Annotated in this window: 11 protein-coding genes and 2 tRNA genes; 6 read left to right on the top strand and 7 right to left on the bottom strand. The window is 30.6% G+C overall.

The features are described from left to right. Nucleotides 1–63 precede the first annotated feature (63 nt). Nucleotides 64–2,724, bottom strand: a complete 2,661-nt coding sequence (locus OIF36_00615; GenBank protein ID MCV6598973.1) for a hypothetical protein — start codon at nucleotides 2,722–2,724, stop codon at nucleotides 64–66. Nucleotides 2,725–2,877: 153 nt separating this feature from the next. Here OIF36_00615 and OIF36_00610 point away from each other — a divergent pair, with 153 nt between their 5' ends. From OIF36_00610 to secB, 4 genes are read left to right on the top strand one after another with little or no spacing between them, the layout of a single operon-like run. Continuing rightward, a complete protein-coding gene (locus OIF36_00610) occupies nucleotides 2,878–5,055 on the top strand; it encodes an SLBB domain-containing protein (protein MCV6598972.1) in 2,178 nt (725 codons plus the stop codon). Between the two features lie 47 nt (nucleotides 5,056–5,102). Beyond that, nucleotides 5,103–7,112 (top strand): peptide chain release factor N(5)-glutamine methyltransferase, encoded by a 2,010-nt coding sequence (prmC, locus tag OIF36_00605; GenBank protein ID MCV6598971.1) that lies wholly within the window; start codon nucleotides 5,103–5,105, stop codon nucleotides 7,110–7,112. 14 nt (nucleotides 7,113–7,126) lie between these two features. Then, a complete protein-coding gene (locus OIF36_00600; protein MCV6598970.1) occupies nucleotides 7,127–7,606 on the top strand; it encodes a hypothetical protein in 480 nt (159 codons plus the stop codon). Between the two features lie 11 nt (nucleotides 7,607–7,617). After that, nucleotides 7,618–8,046, top strand: a complete 429-nt coding sequence (secB, locus tag OIF36_00595; protein ID MCV6598969.1) for a protein-export chaperone SecB — start codon at nucleotides 7,618–7,620, stop codon at nucleotides 8,044–8,046. Nucleotides 8,047–8,379: 333 nt separating this feature from the next. On the opposite strand, the gene OIF36_00590 is transcribed toward secB, so the two are convergent. Further along, the gene (locus OIF36_00590) at nucleotides 8,380–9,873 is read right to left on the bottom strand and encodes a ribonuclease J (GenBank protein MCV6598968.1); all 1,494 of its coding nucleotides are present in this window, start codon (nucleotides 9,871–9,873) and stop codon (nucleotides 8,380–8,382) included. Between the two features lie 89 nt (nucleotides 9,874–9,962). Between OIF36_00590 and OIF36_00585 the strand changes: the two genes are divergently transcribed. Then, the gene (locus tag OIF36_00585; protein MCV6598967.1) at nucleotides 9,963–10,658 is read left to right on the top strand and encodes a pyrimidine 5'-nucleotidase; all 696 of its coding nucleotides are present in this window, start codon (nucleotides 9,963–9,965) and stop codon (nucleotides 10,656–10,658) included. Between the two features lie 103 nt (nucleotides 10,659–10,761). Here OIF36_00585 and OIF36_00580 read toward each other — a convergent pair. The 3 genes from OIF36_00580 to OIF36_00570 all read right to left on the bottom strand — a co-directional run bounded on the left by OIF36_00580 (nucleotide 10,762) and on the right by OIF36_00570 (nucleotide 12,190). Beyond that, nucleotides 10,762–10,849: transfer RNA gene (locus tag OIF36_00580), tRNA-Leu, on the bottom strand. 42 nt (nucleotides 10,850–10,891) lie between these two features. Continuing rightward, a complete protein-coding gene (locus OIF36_00575) occupies nucleotides 10,892–11,572 on the bottom strand; it encodes a response regulator transcription factor (protein ID MCV6598966.1) in 681 nt (226 codons plus the stop codon). A 99-nt stretch (nucleotides 11,573–11,671) separates the two neighbouring features. After that, complete coding sequence (locus tag OIF36_00570; protein MCV6598965.1) at nucleotides 11,672–12,190, bottom strand: DUF1013 domain-containing protein; 519 nt, start codon at nucleotides 12,188–12,190, stop codon at nucleotides 11,672–11,674. Nucleotides 12,191–12,329: 139 nt separating this feature from the next. Between OIF36_00570 and mutM the strand changes: the two genes are divergently transcribed. Next, nucleotides 12,330–13,157 (top strand): bifunctional DNA-formamidopyrimidine glycosylase/DNA-(apurinic or apyrimidinic site) lyase, encoded by an 828-nt coding sequence (gene mutM, locus OIF36_00565; GenBank protein MCV6598964.1) that lies wholly within the window; start codon nucleotides 12,330–12,332, stop codon nucleotides 13,155–13,157. 112 nt (nucleotides 13,158–13,269) lie between these two features. On the opposite strand, the gene OIF36_00560 is transcribed toward mutM, so the two are convergent. Both OIF36_00560 and OIF36_00555 read right to left on the bottom strand, forming a co-directional pair. Continuing rightward, nucleotides 13,270–13,355, bottom strand: a tRNA-Leu gene (locus OIF36_00560). A 51-nt stretch (nucleotides 13,356–13,406) separates the two neighbouring features. Further along, nucleotides 13,407–13,976, bottom strand: a complete 570-nt coding sequence (locus OIF36_00555) for a hypothetical protein (GenBank protein ID MCV6598963.1) — start codon at nucleotides 13,974–13,976, stop codon at nucleotides 13,407–13,409. Nucleotides 13,977–14,361: the final 385 nt, after the last annotated feature.

Below are 14,361 nucleotides of genomic sequence, written 5' to 3'. Positions count from 1 at the left end.
TTTAATTTTTTTCAAGACAATATTTTATAAATATAGCCACAATAAAGCTTGTGGCTATAAATTTTAATTAGGCATGTTTTTTAGCGAAGGCTCTGAGCTTCCTAGATTCCAAGATTCGCTATCCCATGCTCCATATGTTGAGCCCGTTTGTATTGTAGATATTTGTGAGGCATTACAGACTGTCGCTACACTTTGAACCTCATCACAATATCCTCCTTCATTTGCAGGAGACACTGATGAGTATCCAGCCAAGCTTCCTACATTTACAGAGCCACTAACTGTCCCAATTCCATAACTGTTAGTTATTTTTGAGAAAGAAACTCCAACTAATCTTCCAACTCCACTAATACCTGTTACATTTCCTGTTGCATAACTATTTGTTAAGAAGCCTAATGATGTAAGGTTTCCGACTAATCCTCCAATTCTTTGAGATGCTCCGCTTACATTACCAGTAGCATAACTGTTTAATACTTTATAACCATAACCAGCTAGTCCTCCAACATAAGAGTTTTGTCCTGTTACTTTAGCAGTTGAATAACAGTTCTCAATATTTGATTGACCATAGCCTATTAGGCCTCCGACTAAATCACTTGTCCCGTTAACTGTTCCAGAGGAATAAGAATTTTTGACTGTATAGCCAGTTAAGCTGCCTCCAAGAAGTCCTCCAACATGAGTCGATTTACCAATCACATTTACATCTGCATAACATTGAGAAACATTAGAAGCTGATCCAGATAGCCCTCCAACATGTTTGGAGTTGCCTGTTATATTTCCTGTAACACTATTATTATGTAATGTTGAGTAAGAGGCACTACCAATTAAACCACCAACATTTTCGTTGCCTGTAACAGTTATATTTAATATTGATAGGTTTGATATGTATGATCCTCTAGCTTTCCCTAAAAATCCTTGTTGATTTGAAGAAGGTCTATTAATATAAATGTTCTTTATATAATGCCCTTGTCCATTAAAGTTCCCTAAGAATATATTTGATTCATTTACTCCTATAGGATTCCAACCTTTAGAGTCATCTGCTGATGATAGGTTGCCATCGCCATCCCAATCAACAGAAGTTTTGTCTCCAAAATCCACATCTGCATTTAATTTATAATTTGCTGACATTGATTCATATGTTTGTAATTGAGATAGGCATAGTAATTGTTTTTCTGCTAATTTGCTATTCCCATTTTCCCCACCAATTACATAAGAGTTCCCATCGTAATATATATTCTCTAGAGGATTGGATGAGTCGCAAGCTGATGGTATGTTATCGAAAGCTATTTTACTATCTATATTACCAGCAACTTCCCACTCTAATTTAGGATTTATATCATTTAAATCTTCCCATAGCTTGTCTTCCCATAAACTAATACTTCCTTTGTTTCTGATTAAATTTGCATTTTCACTATTGCAAATTGTTATTGTAGATTCATCATGATATTCACACAGATTATTTTCATTGTTTATGTTTATATCTCCGCCTCCAACAAGTCCTCCTTTAAGCGAAGAAGCACTAACACTTGCTGTGGAATAACTGTTTTTAATAGCAAGATTTGAAGCCGATTTACCGACAAGCCCTCCCACATAAGAGGATCCAGAAATATTGCCAGCAGAGTAAGAGTTATTAATATAAGAAGGGGCTTTCCCTCCAACTATTCCCCCAACTTCAGAAGTTCCTATCACTTGAGCATCTGTATAACAATTATTTATATATGAATATGAAGCATCTCCTAAGATTCCTCCAATATAATGAGTTCCTCTTACTTCTCCTTTTACATAACTATTAGAAACAAATGATATATGTCCTCCAAGTCCTCCAACATTATCTTTACCCTTTATGTAAGCATTTTTTAGTCCAATATCATATATTTTTCCTAAATCTGAATACCCTATAAATCCTTGATAATCAGATGATGGCCTGTTTATATATAGATTAGATATTGTTTTACCGTTACCTAATATTTTCCCTTTAAATTTATTTGTTGGGTTCCCAATAGGAGTCCAGCCTTCGTTATCGTTATTATCTCCTGCTGTTCCACTATTATCCCAATCTACATTGCTCTCATTTGAGTCAAAAGAAATGCTTTTAGTCAATTGGAAAGTTCCATTTAATATTCTTTCTCCAATCGCTGAATCACTTTGATATTTGGATATATGTAATAAGTCTTTATCGCTAGAAAGTAAATATTCTTGATGAGAATTACATAATATAGCATGTCCTCCAGCATCTATAGGGTTATCACATGTAGATGAAACAGTGATATCAATATGCTTTGTTGCTTCTTGAGTATTTCCTGCTGCTGCAAATATGCTTAAGTGAGTCTCTCCAGTTTCATCGCTAATTGCTCTTGATATAGAGATTTTTCTATTAATTCCAGTCCCTGATATAATCACATTATCTTTTGCAATAATATTTTCATTGCTTAATTTGAAATATAGACTTACTTCGTCTGGGTTTATATCTCCTGAAGCTGTTATTGAAAAATCAATTTCTTTATTTGTATCGCTTTGATCTATAACAATATCATCAATGTTTATTTTAACATTGCCAACTGCTTCTGCAACAACACTGCCGTCAAAAGGTATATTGGAGTTAGAGTCTATAAGTCCAGTTAAAGATGTAAAGTAGTAATAATCTCTAGCGATGCTTGTGTTCATGCCACATATAAAAGATGTAATTAGTATTACTGTGTATAATATAGTTTTTTGGAATTTTCTCTGCATATTTATCTCCTTTTTCATATATTAATAATATATATAGTATATATTTTATATGTATGTCAATATATAGTTTTTTATCTTGCATAAAAATAAGTTTATCTATATGATGAGCTGAAATAATATTTTAATATGTTTAATATCTAAGAGGTTAAATAAATGAAAGTTTTTTTAAAAAGCTTAATAATGCTTGTTTTTGTGTTGTGTAGTAATATGAGCTTTGCTGTAGAAGAATTAAAAGAGATAAGTGAAAATAAGTTCTCTAAAGTTGAGAAATACTATAATCAAAAATTATCACAAAAAGACTTATATCAATATGGATATAATGAGCTTATTAAAAGAGGAAATTATGTGTCATCAGGGGGAGTTCAAGATGACTATGTGTTAGGAAGTGGTGATGAAATAAGTGTTTCTTTAACTGGTGGCAAAAATATGACTTATGAAGTAACTGTTAATAAGCATGGTAAAGTTATATTTGAAGGTTTGTTGCCAATAGATGCTGCTGGTTTAAAACTGTATGAATTCAAAGATTTATTACAGGCTCGTGTTTCTAAGATGTATCTAAATACAAAAAGTTATGTTAGCTTAAATAAAATTCGTTTAATCAATGCTACTATTTTGGGAGAGGTGGCAAAACCTGGTGCATATACTCTTAATGCTATGTCTAAACTTAGTGATCTTATATCTATGGCTGGGGGTATAAAGAAAACAGGTAGTCTTAGAAAAATTATAGTAATAAATAACGGAGAGAAAAAGGTTATTGATTTATATGAAATGTTTGCAGGTAATGATAACTTTGAAGATGTTTATTTAAAGCATTCTACTAGGGTTATGATACCAACAATAAGTGAGACGGTAGCAGTTATAGGAAGTCTTCAAAAAGAATCTATATTTGAGAGTTCTGGTAATGATGAATTAATAAGAGTTATAGCAGGAATTGATAAAAATGTAAGTGTTAATAAAACTAAATTTGGTAAGGGAAACTTGATTATAGTATCTGATTCTAAATCCTCATCTGAAGTCGTTGAGATGATTAATTCAAATTCTAGCAGATTTTTATCTATTAATAAAAGCAAATATTTATCAGAGCTAATGAAGGAAATAGACTTGGATTATAAAAAGAACATGTATCCTTTCATTGGCATTATTGAAAGATTTAATGATAAAAATCTAACAGCTAATAAAATTATGTTTAATCCTGCTCTTGTTCTGTCTAAAAATAGAGAGGTTATTCTAAAACAAGGCGATAAAATAACTCTATTAACTAAGCAAGATATTGAAAGTTTTCAAAAAGAAGAAAAAGAAGATTTAAATGATATAGTTCTAAAGCATTATGATTTATTGGCTAATAACTCGGTATCTTTATATGGAGAGGTTTCTCAAGAAGGTTTATATCCTGTTTATGATAATGTTAAGGTTACAGACTTAATTGGACTTTCAGGAGGTGTTTTGCCTTCTGCAAATAATCAGAAAATAGAGGTTACAAAAACAAAATATGATAGAATAGATAAAAAGCAATTATCATTTAACGATCTAAAAGAAAAATACATTAGAGTTACCAGAGGTGATTCTGTAGTTGTTAAAGCTAAATTTGATTTAGTAAATGATGCTGGTGTTTACATATCTGGAGAGGTTAAATATCCTGGGAAATATAGCTTTGTTCGAGGAGAGAAACTTTCTAGTTTAATTGCTAGAGCAGGAGGTTTAACAGAAGAGTCTTATGCTTACGGGACTGTTTATTCTAGAGAAAGTGCTAGGATTAAAGAGAAAGAAAAATACAAGCAGGCAGTAAGAAACTTAGAAAGAAGTTTAGCAGAATATATTGCATCAAATGAAGATGTAAATACAAATCATATAAAATATTCTCAGAGTTTAATAGAGGAAATTAAAGCAATTAAGCCTTTAGGCAGAATAGTTGTTGAGGCAAATCCTGATGCTTTGGCTACTTCTCCAGAAAAAGATATACTACTTCAAGAAGGTGATAAAGTATATGTGCCTAAAAGGAGTTTAACTGTTCATGTGATGGGAGAGGTTTTAAATCCATCAAATCTGAAATTTGAAACAGGTAAGAAATCTAGAGATTATATCAAAGAAGCTGGTGGCTATAGCTATTATGCGGATAAGGGTAGAGGTTTTATACTATTCCCTGATGGTAGCTCTAAACCTATAAAAGAGAGTTCGTGGGATTTTGCAGAAACATCTGTTCCTGAAGGCTCTACAATTATAGTTCCTAGAGATCCAGATCCATATAACTTTATGGAAAGCTCTACATTCATAACAAATGTATTAAGTCAAATTGCAATTACAACTGCAGCAATTTCAGATATAAAAGATTAATTAAATATATTCTTGCAAGAATAGTATTTATTTGTTAAATTTATCGAATGTTAAAAAAGATTAATTACTCTCATTTGCAAATGCAATTATTATTGCTAGCAATCACTATATACTCTATATGGGGGCAACCAACTCCAGAAAGTTTAGGTGTGGTTGAAATAGTTATTGCCATATTGCTAGTTATATCAATTGGAACATTCAATTTTCTTGGAGTTTTAACATTAAGACCTTTATTTGAAAAAAAACGAGAAGCTTTTGAAAAGGTTGGTAGTGTAGCTTTATCATTTTTATTCATAATTCCATTTGTTAATGGGCTTATAAGAGGGCATAGTTTATCTTTGATTATACGAGATGCTATACCGTTGCTTTATTCTTTTATACCTGTGTTTATGTATTCAAAAATATCTAATAGAGATACCTCTAGACTTTATTTAGTTGGTGTTTTTGCTGGAGTTTGTTTGGCTTTAAGGTTCTTGATTATATCGGGGTTTTCTTGGGAGCTATTGGGGGAGTTTGGATTTTATGATAACAATATGTATTTAGCAATTTCTCCATTTATATTGTTTGCAACATTATTTATGTTTTTAGATTTTTTTGAGGTTAAAAGTTTAATAAAAAAAGGCTTAACAATTTTCTATTCTACAATTTGTTTTGGAGCGATGATGGCAACTTCTCAAAGAGCCTCAATTGGTTCAGCTGTTGTTTTCTCAAGTTTATATGTAGTTAATAAATCAAGAAAAAATATATTATATGTTGTATCTGCATTGGGTATATTTGCTTTAATGTATTTCTACTTTGGAGAATATATAGATACCTCACTTAATATGTTAATTGAAAAAACTAGAGCTGTTGGCAGTAATTCAAGAATTGAAGAGTTCTATGCTGTAATTAGCGAAATTAAAAATAGTGTAGCAGATATATTATTCGGTAAAGGTTGGGGGTATAAGTTTCAATCACCAGCTATTGTTGATACAAAGGTAGGTTTTACTCATTGTATGTTTACTTACTTTGTTTTAAAAACAGGTTTGTTAGGAACTTTCTTATACTCTTCATATTTAGCTTTAATATTTATAAAGGTCTTTACAAATAATAAAAATATTAATTTTATTTCTTATTCTTGTTTAGCACCTATTCTTATCTCTATGACATTATATACGGGGTATAAATATTTTGACTTTGGTTGTCTATTATTAATTATGCTATCAACAAAAGTAATTCCTTCGACCGTTTCTCAGAAAAGACAAGATATAATTAATAAATTCAATGAAGCAAAAATTGATAATCCTGTTCTTGATAGTAGTATTATAATGCAAAAAGCATTAGGGGTAAGTAGAACAATGCTTTTTGTGGATGGGGCTAGAGCTCTATCTCATAGAGATGAGTTAGCTATAAATAAACTGGTTAAAAGAAGATTAAATAATGAGCCTATTGCTAGAATTGAAAAAAGTAAAGAATTTTGGGGGCTAGAGTTTGGTTTGAATAAGAATACTCTTGTGCCTAGACCAGATAGCGAAAGTGTTGTTGAAAGTATATTAGAAAACTTTGATGATAATGACGAGCTTAGAGTATTAGATTTAGGAACAGGTAGTGGCTGCTTGTTATTATCTATTTTGCATGAATTTAAGAATGCTACAGGTGTTGGTGTTGATTTATCAGCTGGAGCTCTTAGGCAGGCAAGACAAAATGCTAACTCTTTAAAATTGAAGGACAGATGTAAGTTTATAAAAAGCAACTGGTTTGATAATGTTCATGGAGAATTCGATATAATAATATCAAACCCTCCTTATGTTAAAAGAGATGAAAAACTATCAAAAGAAGTTTATAATTATGATCCTCATTTGGCATTGTTTGCTGAAAATGAAGGGCTAAACTGTTATGAAGAAATTTCTAAAGAAGTTTGTAAATACATGAAACCTCAAGGGAAGCTATTCCTAGAGATAGGAGTAGGGCAAAAAACAAAAGTTTCTTGCTTTATGAAAAAAGCTGGTCTAAGATATTTAGGACAGAAAAAAGATCTAAGAGGTAAAATAAGATGTATAGTTTTTCAAAAACCTTAATTTTAATATTTTTAATGTTTGTTAGTGCTTGTTCGTCAACAGCCATGATTAAGTTAAATAAGTGCCCTGAAATATCTATTATATCTGATGGTTATAAAGTTAATAAGTTAGATGAAAATACAGGTGAGGCTTTGTATAAAGCAATCATTACAAAACCTTTTGCAGAGTGTCATTTAACAGAGTATCAAGAATTAGAAATTGAAGGTACTTTTCAGTTGCATATTTCTTTAGATAAAAAAACGGCTAATAATATTCCAATTCACTATTTTATCTCTGTATTAGATGATAATAATAAAATTATACTGAAAAGTAATTATGTTGAGAATATAAATATAGAAAATGAATCTTCTTATAAATTTGAGGTGTTAAATTTTAAAGAGAAGATTAGAGTTAATAATTTAGATGTTTTAGGGAAATATAAAGTTTTATTAAGCTTTCAGTTAACTAAAGAAGAATTGTTAAATAATAGAAAAAGTATAAATCCATATGAATAAGGAGTAAGTAAATGGTAAAAAAGAAAGCAGAAAATAATGAAACAATAAAAATGTCAATAATAGGGCAATACTTGAAGGATCTATCTTTCGAGAGTCCTAATGCTCCTGATATTTTCCAAAATAAGTCAGTACCAAATGTTGATGTTAATATAAATATAGTTATTAATAAAAGCGGCTCAGCAAAAAATATATACGAATCGTCTTTAAAGGTAAAGGCTACTCTTACACAAGAAGAGAAAACTTCATTTATCGTAGAGGTTGATTATGCGGCTCTTGTAGAGATTGTTTCTGATAATGAAGATGCTATAAAGGCTGTGTTAGTAAAAGAAGTACCTAAAATTTTATTTCCTTATGTAAGGCAAATTATTTCTTCAATAAGTGTTCAAGGAGGCTTCCCTCCATTGAATATTGCCCCTGTAAATTTTGAGGAATTGAAATAAAAATAAATAATATTTTCAATGACTTAGGTTGTTTTAATAAAAAAAGCAAAAAAAAGAGTTGAAAATAGGGGGTTTTTATAGTATATTACTATTCATAGAGAGGTAATTATTCTTCTCTTATATTTTGAGACTTCGGTCTCTAAATATTTCCTCCCCGAACTTAGGCCGTGAAATTTTCACGGTCTTTTTTTTATTTGTTTTCTTTAATAAAACATGATATCGGACGGAAGAAATGGAGTATATTGTTAATGCTAGAAAAACTTTAGAAGAAAGACCAGTTACAGAAACTAGTCAATCTTTAACAGATGTTGTTGAAACTATCAATCAACTTAATTAAAATTCCTCTTTAACTAGAGTGTAAGTTAAGAAATCTTTATCATTGGAAGCAATTATTTTGCTTCCATTTTTATTTATTTCGATTATATCCCCATTATTAGGAGCAAGTATTTCAAAAGTATTACCTTTATAATATTCTAAATCACTATTTACTTCTTCGGCTAATCTTTTGAGAGATTCTCTATGTTTTTTTTCTCCGTGCATAGTTATAAAACTTTTTAACTCAGTTTTAGATATATCTGTCAAAAATTCTTTTAATTCTCCGCCTAGTCCATGTCCTGATGCATGAATATCGTACATAGGTGGTGTATAAACTTTCTCAACTGTTTCCCCAATCCTTTTAAGCATAGGATATACGAAATCTTCATTGCCAGGAATGACAGAAGCTGAATCTAGGACTATATCATATCCTTTGAATGTAAATTTTTTATGATCTTCTTTTGAAGCAAGAGTCATAGCTGCACCATCTTCTGCTTGAGTTCCTGTTAGCATTATTAACTGTTCTTCAACCGGTATGTCTTCTAGATTAACAAATTTACCATTAATTATAGTTTCATCTATATCAATTTTTATATCAAATCTATTTTCGATACTCTTTACAATTTCTTGTTTCATGTTTTTGACAGTAGCCTCCATAGATCTTCCGAAGTATATAAGCTTCCTATTGTTTTTATGAGCTAGATACACAAATATTGCAAGTCTTTGATCATTTGTTGCCATTGTTGTTGCTACAACTCTGTTTTTAGGGTGTTTGTTGATAATATATTGAATATTATCCATAATTTTCATTTCAGTAGAGTTTCTGCCTTTAGATTCTGCTCTGGTGGATTCCATGAAGCAAGCAGATATTTTATTCTTACCCATGTCTTGTATGATAGATCTTGCATAACCTGGCTCTATAAGAACTGTAGTATCTGTTTTAAAATCTATTTGGAAACATACTCTAATAGGTTCTTCATCATCTCTATCTTTTGCCGTATATAGAAAACCTCCGCTACCACTTACAGAATGACTAACTGGATACCAATCAATATTTAGATAATCATTAATTTTTATTTTACAGCTTTTTTCTCTTTTAGGATCTATTTCTTTGTATCTTATACTATCTGGAGCTTCTAGAGCTTCTAGCATTCCCTCTATTAAAGAGATGGTTCTACGAGTTGCATAAACAACAGGTAATCTATAACCTTCCTTGGCTAAAATTGCTATAGCACCTATATGGTCTAAATGACCATGAGTTAATAATATTGCTTGAGCCTCTTTAGGATTTCTATCTTGATCTTCATGTTTTGATAAATACTCTGTAACATCTGGATAAAAATAATCTGGATCATCAGCTTTTTTTCTATCAGCAAAGCTTACTCCTAGCTCTTGGATAAGATAAATATGTTTGTTGTGCCCTTGTTCATCTTTATAATTAAACTCAACCACATGGCTGTTCGCTCCAACTTCGTTATTGCCTCCAGCAATCCACCACTTAAAATAGCTCATTTTTCTAACCTTTTCTTAATCGTTATATTAATTCTAACCTAAAATAAAACCTTGCTTTTTGCAAGATAAAGTTTTATATAAAAATTATTATGATTAAAAAATTAGAAAATGTAAAAAGCTGGATATTTGATTTAGATGAGACTCTATATAGACCAGATAGTAAAATAGCTAATCAAGTTTCAGATAAAATAACTGAGTTCCTAATGCTAGAATATGGTTGGGAAAAAGATATCGCTGTAGATATAAAAAAGAAATATTACTATGAGTATGGATCAACACTACAAGGATTAATAAAAGAGGGTAAGCTTGAAGATGCTAAAAAGTTTGAGACTTTTTGCCATGATGTAGATATATCTCGTTTAGAACAAAATAAAGCATTAGACAAAGCTTTAAAAAAGTTACAAGGTAAGAAATATATTTTAACAACCTCTCAAAGTGTATATGCAGAAAAAGTTTTAGATGCTCTTGGTATATTAAATCACTTTGAATTAATATGGGGTCTTGAGGAAACTGATTTTATTGCAAAGCCTGATGTTCATCCATATAAAAAGCTAATAACTGAAGCTGAGTTGGATATTGATAAGACAGCTATGTTTGAGGATAGTTATGTTAATATTACAAAGGCGAAAGAGATAGGTCTAAAAACTGTTTGGATTGATAACGGTGCTACTTTGGAGTCAAACACAAAATATGTTAGAGAAGTTGATAGTTCTTTAATAGATGTTAGAACAGATGATATTGTTGAAACAATTAATGATATTGCAGACTATCAAAATAAATTTTAAATTAATTAAGGTGCGGTTTTTAAATTGTTATTTTAAAGATAATTCTAATACTTAGTTAATGCTCAAAGTTATAAAAAAAACACCCCAAAGGGGTGTTTTTTTATGGTGCGATCGGAGAGACTTGAACTCTCACCCTTTTATCAAGGACAACGACCTCAACGTTGCGCGTCTACCAATTCCGCCACGACCGCTATGTCATGGCATTATACATAATATTCAAGAAAAAGCAATATTTATTGCTCTTTATCTAATAAATAATATCCTCGTCCCCAATCGGTTTCTATGAAGCTTTCTCCTCCGCTGATTTTTTCAATCTTTCTCCTTAACTTACAAATAAATACATCGATTATCTTTGCTTCAGGTTCATCATTTCCGGAATATAAGTGATTTAGAAATCTCTCTTTATTTAAAGTACTTCCTTTTTTCAAGAATAAAAACTCTAATATCATATATTCCTTTTTTGTAAGAGATATTGCTGATCCTTTAAAATAAGCTTTTTGTTCAGATAGATTTATTTCTAGATCTCCAGATTTAATCTTATTTTGAGCATATCCATTAGCTCTTCTAATAATTGCTTTAATTCTAGCTAGAAATTCTTGATTGTCAAATGGCTCAACAATAAAGTCATCTGCACCTTTTCGTAAAGCACTTATTCTCTTTGACATGTTTTCTGTTTTTGAAATCGCAAGAACAGGAGTCTTGATGTTATCGTTTCTTAATTCCTCTATTAAATGGTCTCCATCCATAGAGTCTAGCATTTGTTCTATAATTATTAAATTGTATTCATATAGTTTGCACAGTTCTAGCATCTCTGTTTTAGAGCCACATGTATCTATAATTATTTCTTTGCTGTTTAATAAATTTTTAATTTTGTCTATAGTGGCTTGATAGTTTTCAACTAGCAGTACTCTCATAACTTTACATTTCCTTCCCCTTAGAAATTTAGTGTTATTTATTATCTTTTAAATAAAAAGAGTTAATAATAGGTTAATATTACTAACTCTTTAGCTGTGTTATTTTTTCGCAATTGCTGCTTCCAGATCTTCAGAAGAACATAGTCCTGATGTAACTGGGCTTGTAGGAACAATTTCATCTTGTTTTCGGTGAGTCTTTGTTCTAACTGCTTCAATTGTAGGTGTTGTGGTTCTTATTAACTTAACAATAACCTCATCCTTCATTTCTGGATAGTTTTTGATTAACCATGCAATCGCATTTGGCTTATCTTCTCTTTTTGAGATAGGTATATATTTAATACCTTTTGTTCTCTTTGATACCTCTGGGATATCTTTTCTAGCAAGCTTTCTTTTTAATTGCTCTTTTGGATCAGCTTCACATCTTTTGATTTCTTCTTTTGTTAGAAGTTCATCTTTGATTGGGCTTTCACCAATAACTTTAGGTATTTCTCCGTCTGCAATAGCTTTTACTTGTAGCCAGTGAATTCCACAGAACCTACCAATTTGTTTGAAAGTTAAGCTTGTGTTATCAATTAGCCATGTCGCTGTAGCTTGAGGCATAGATATTTTGTTTTTCATACTCTTCTCCTTTATATTTTTTCTAAAATATTACCCCCTTTTTTGGGGGCAAATATAAAAAAATACTTTCATTTTTTTATTTATTAATGTTAATATCATATAAAGAAATAATAATCAAGTTTTTTTTAAAGGGAGAGTTATGCCAGAGCTACCAGAAGTTGAAATAATATCCAGTGGATTGAGGAAATATATAGTAAATAGAAAAATATTAGATGTTAAAATATTTAATTATAAGTTGAGACGAAATATCAATGATAGCTTTATAAATGATGTGAAAAACACTACTATTAAATCAATTAAACGAAGAGCTAAATATATAATTATTGAGTTATCTAATGGTAAGTCAATACTATGCCATTTGGGTATGACGGGTCAATTAACTTTAAATGAGAATTTAGATGAAAACAACTTAAAGAAACATACTCATGTTATAATTAAGTTAGATTCTCATATGTCTATTATATATAATGATGTTCGTAGGTTTGGGTTAATGATAAGTTTAGATAGTAGAGATGTTGATAATCATGATTTAATATCACATATAGGTATAGAGCCTCTAAGTGATGAATTTGATGGTGAAGTTTTGTTTAAATTATTAAGTAATAAAACTGGTAATATTAAAGCAGCTTTATTAAATCAAAAAATAGTTTGTGGTATTGGTAATATATATGCTTGTGAGGCTCTTTTTTATGCTAATATTTCTCCTCTCCGTAAAGCTAACTCTCTATCTTCAAAGGAAGCAGATTCCTTAGCGAAACACACAAAGAGAATATTGAAAGAGTCTATAGAAGCAGGAGGCTCAACTTTAAGAGATTATGTTCAAAGCGATGGCTCTATGGGAGGTTTTCAAAATAACTTTGCTGTCTATGGTAGAGCAGGTGAAAAGTGTATTGTTTGTGATGATGTAATTAAAAATATTAAGCAGGGAGGGAGATCAACTTTCTACTGTTCTAAATGCCAAAAATAGATTTTATATTATTTTTTTAGAAAGATATTTATAAACTACTATTATGAAATTCATTTATTTTTAAATATATTTCTGTGTAAATAAAAAAAACACCCAAAAGGGTGTTTTTTTATGGTGCCTCGAGCGAGACTCGAACTCGCACAACCAGAGGTCGGCAGATTTTGAATCTGCTGCGTCTACCAATTCCGCCACCGAGGCATTTCAAAATCAAAAAAAATATATGATAAATATGACTAAAAGTCAAGAAAATTAATTTCTAACATTTATTAAAGAGAAATCATTAAATGAGTTCGGTGTATCTTGTTGTGAATCAATAGCTTTTGCTTTTTTAAATTCATAATCCGCAATTTTTTGCAAAGCTTGAGCTCGAGAAGTGTTTTCTGTCAGAGGAATGCATAGTTCAGCAGATAACTTTGCTATTAAAGCTTGCTCAAAGAATGGAGGGAATGAACTCTCATCTGGTGAGAATATATATGTTAAGTTAAGTTCATCAGCATTTGCATGTATTTGATCTCCTGCAATTCTGTAGTAAATGCCTTGACCTCTATCACCAACTCCAGCAGAAAGAGCTCTTAAAAAATCAGAGGGCAATTGAAATGATGAGTCGTAATCTGCTATAGGATTTTGTTGCAATCTCGCTAGAGATGTTTGTTTAGTGGCGAAAGACCATGGATGAGAAGATAATATTGCTCTTTTTACTATAGGATACAAAGTGTTCACTATTTCCGCTTCAGCAGTGTTATCGTTAAATGAATTGATTGGCATAGCTCCAACTTTTATAAGAGCAGCAGAAGCTATAGATACTTGAGATAATGCCATTGTTTAGTTCCTTTCTTTTTAATATAAAAAAAGCCCATGTTTTTACATGGGCATAGTTGTTCTTATTTCAATTATTGATTTATAGGACATTTTTCCTATTTTGTCAAGTTTTAATTTGCATTATTGTTCTCGTAGCTCTTGCAAAATGCATAGTTATGGTTTATATAGTCTATAAAACAAAGAAAGCGAAGCAATATGATTAGAGTTAAAAATTTATTGTTTATTAGATATGAATTTAAAATGATATATAATAAGAAGGAAAATATATATGCCTAATATTGCTACGATGTATGATATAAGAACTAAAAATATATCTTATGACAAAAAAGCTTTTTTAGATTTAGTTAAAGGTGATGTGTTAGAAGTTGGAAGTGGAACTGGTCGT

The sequence above is a fragment of the Alphaproteobacteria bacterium genome (genome assembly GCA_025800285.1).
Lineage (GTDB): Bacteria > Pseudomonadota > Alphaproteobacteria > JAOXRX01 > JAOXRX01 > JAOXRX01.
Note: the sequence above shows the minus strand (reverse complement) of the source record. Positions and strands in the feature narration are given on the sequence as shown.

Excerpts from the sequence above, each read along its gene's own strand:
- OIF36_00615 (MCV6598973.1), bottom strand. The coding sequence starts at position 2,724 with ATGCAGAGAAAATTCCAAAAAACTATATTATACACAGTAATACTAATT.
- OIF36_00610 (MCV6598972.1), top strand. The coding sequence starts at position 2,878 with ATGAAAGTTTTTTTAAAAAGCTTAATAATGCTTGTTTTTGTGTTGTGT.
- prmC (MCV6598971.1), top strand. The coding sequence starts at position 5,103 with ATGTTAAAAAAGATTAATTACTCTCATTTGCAAATGCAATTATTATTG.
- OIF36_00600 (MCV6598970.1), top strand. The coding sequence starts at position 7,127 with ATGTTTGTTAGTGCTTGTTCGTCAACAGCCATGATTAAGTTAAATAAG.
- secB (MCV6598969.1), top strand. The coding sequence starts at position 7,618 with ATGGTAAAAAAGAAAGCAGAAAATAATGAAACAATAAAAATGTCAATA.
- OIF36_00590 (MCV6598968.1), bottom strand. The coding sequence starts at position 9,873 with ATGAGCTATTTTAAGTGGTGGATTGCTGGAGGCAATAACGAAGTTGGA.
- OIF36_00585 (MCV6598967.1), top strand. The coding sequence starts at position 9,963 with ATGATTAAAAAATTAGAAAATGTAAAAAGCTGGATATTTGATTTAGAT.
- OIF36_00575 (MCV6598966.1), bottom strand. The coding sequence starts at position 11,572 with ATGAGAGTACTGCTAGTTGAAAACTATCAAGCCACTATAGACAAAATT.
- OIF36_00570 (MCV6598965.1), bottom strand. The coding sequence starts at position 12,190 with ATGAAAAACAAAATATCTATGCCTCAAGCTACAGCGACATGGCTAATT.
- mutM (MCV6598964.1), top strand. The coding sequence starts at position 12,330 with ATGCCAGAGCTACCAGAAGTTGAAATAATATCCAGTGGATTGAGGAAA.
- OIF36_00555 (MCV6598963.1), bottom strand. The coding sequence starts at position 13,976 with ATGGCATTATCTCAAGTATCTATAGCTTCTGCTGCTCTTATAAAAGTT.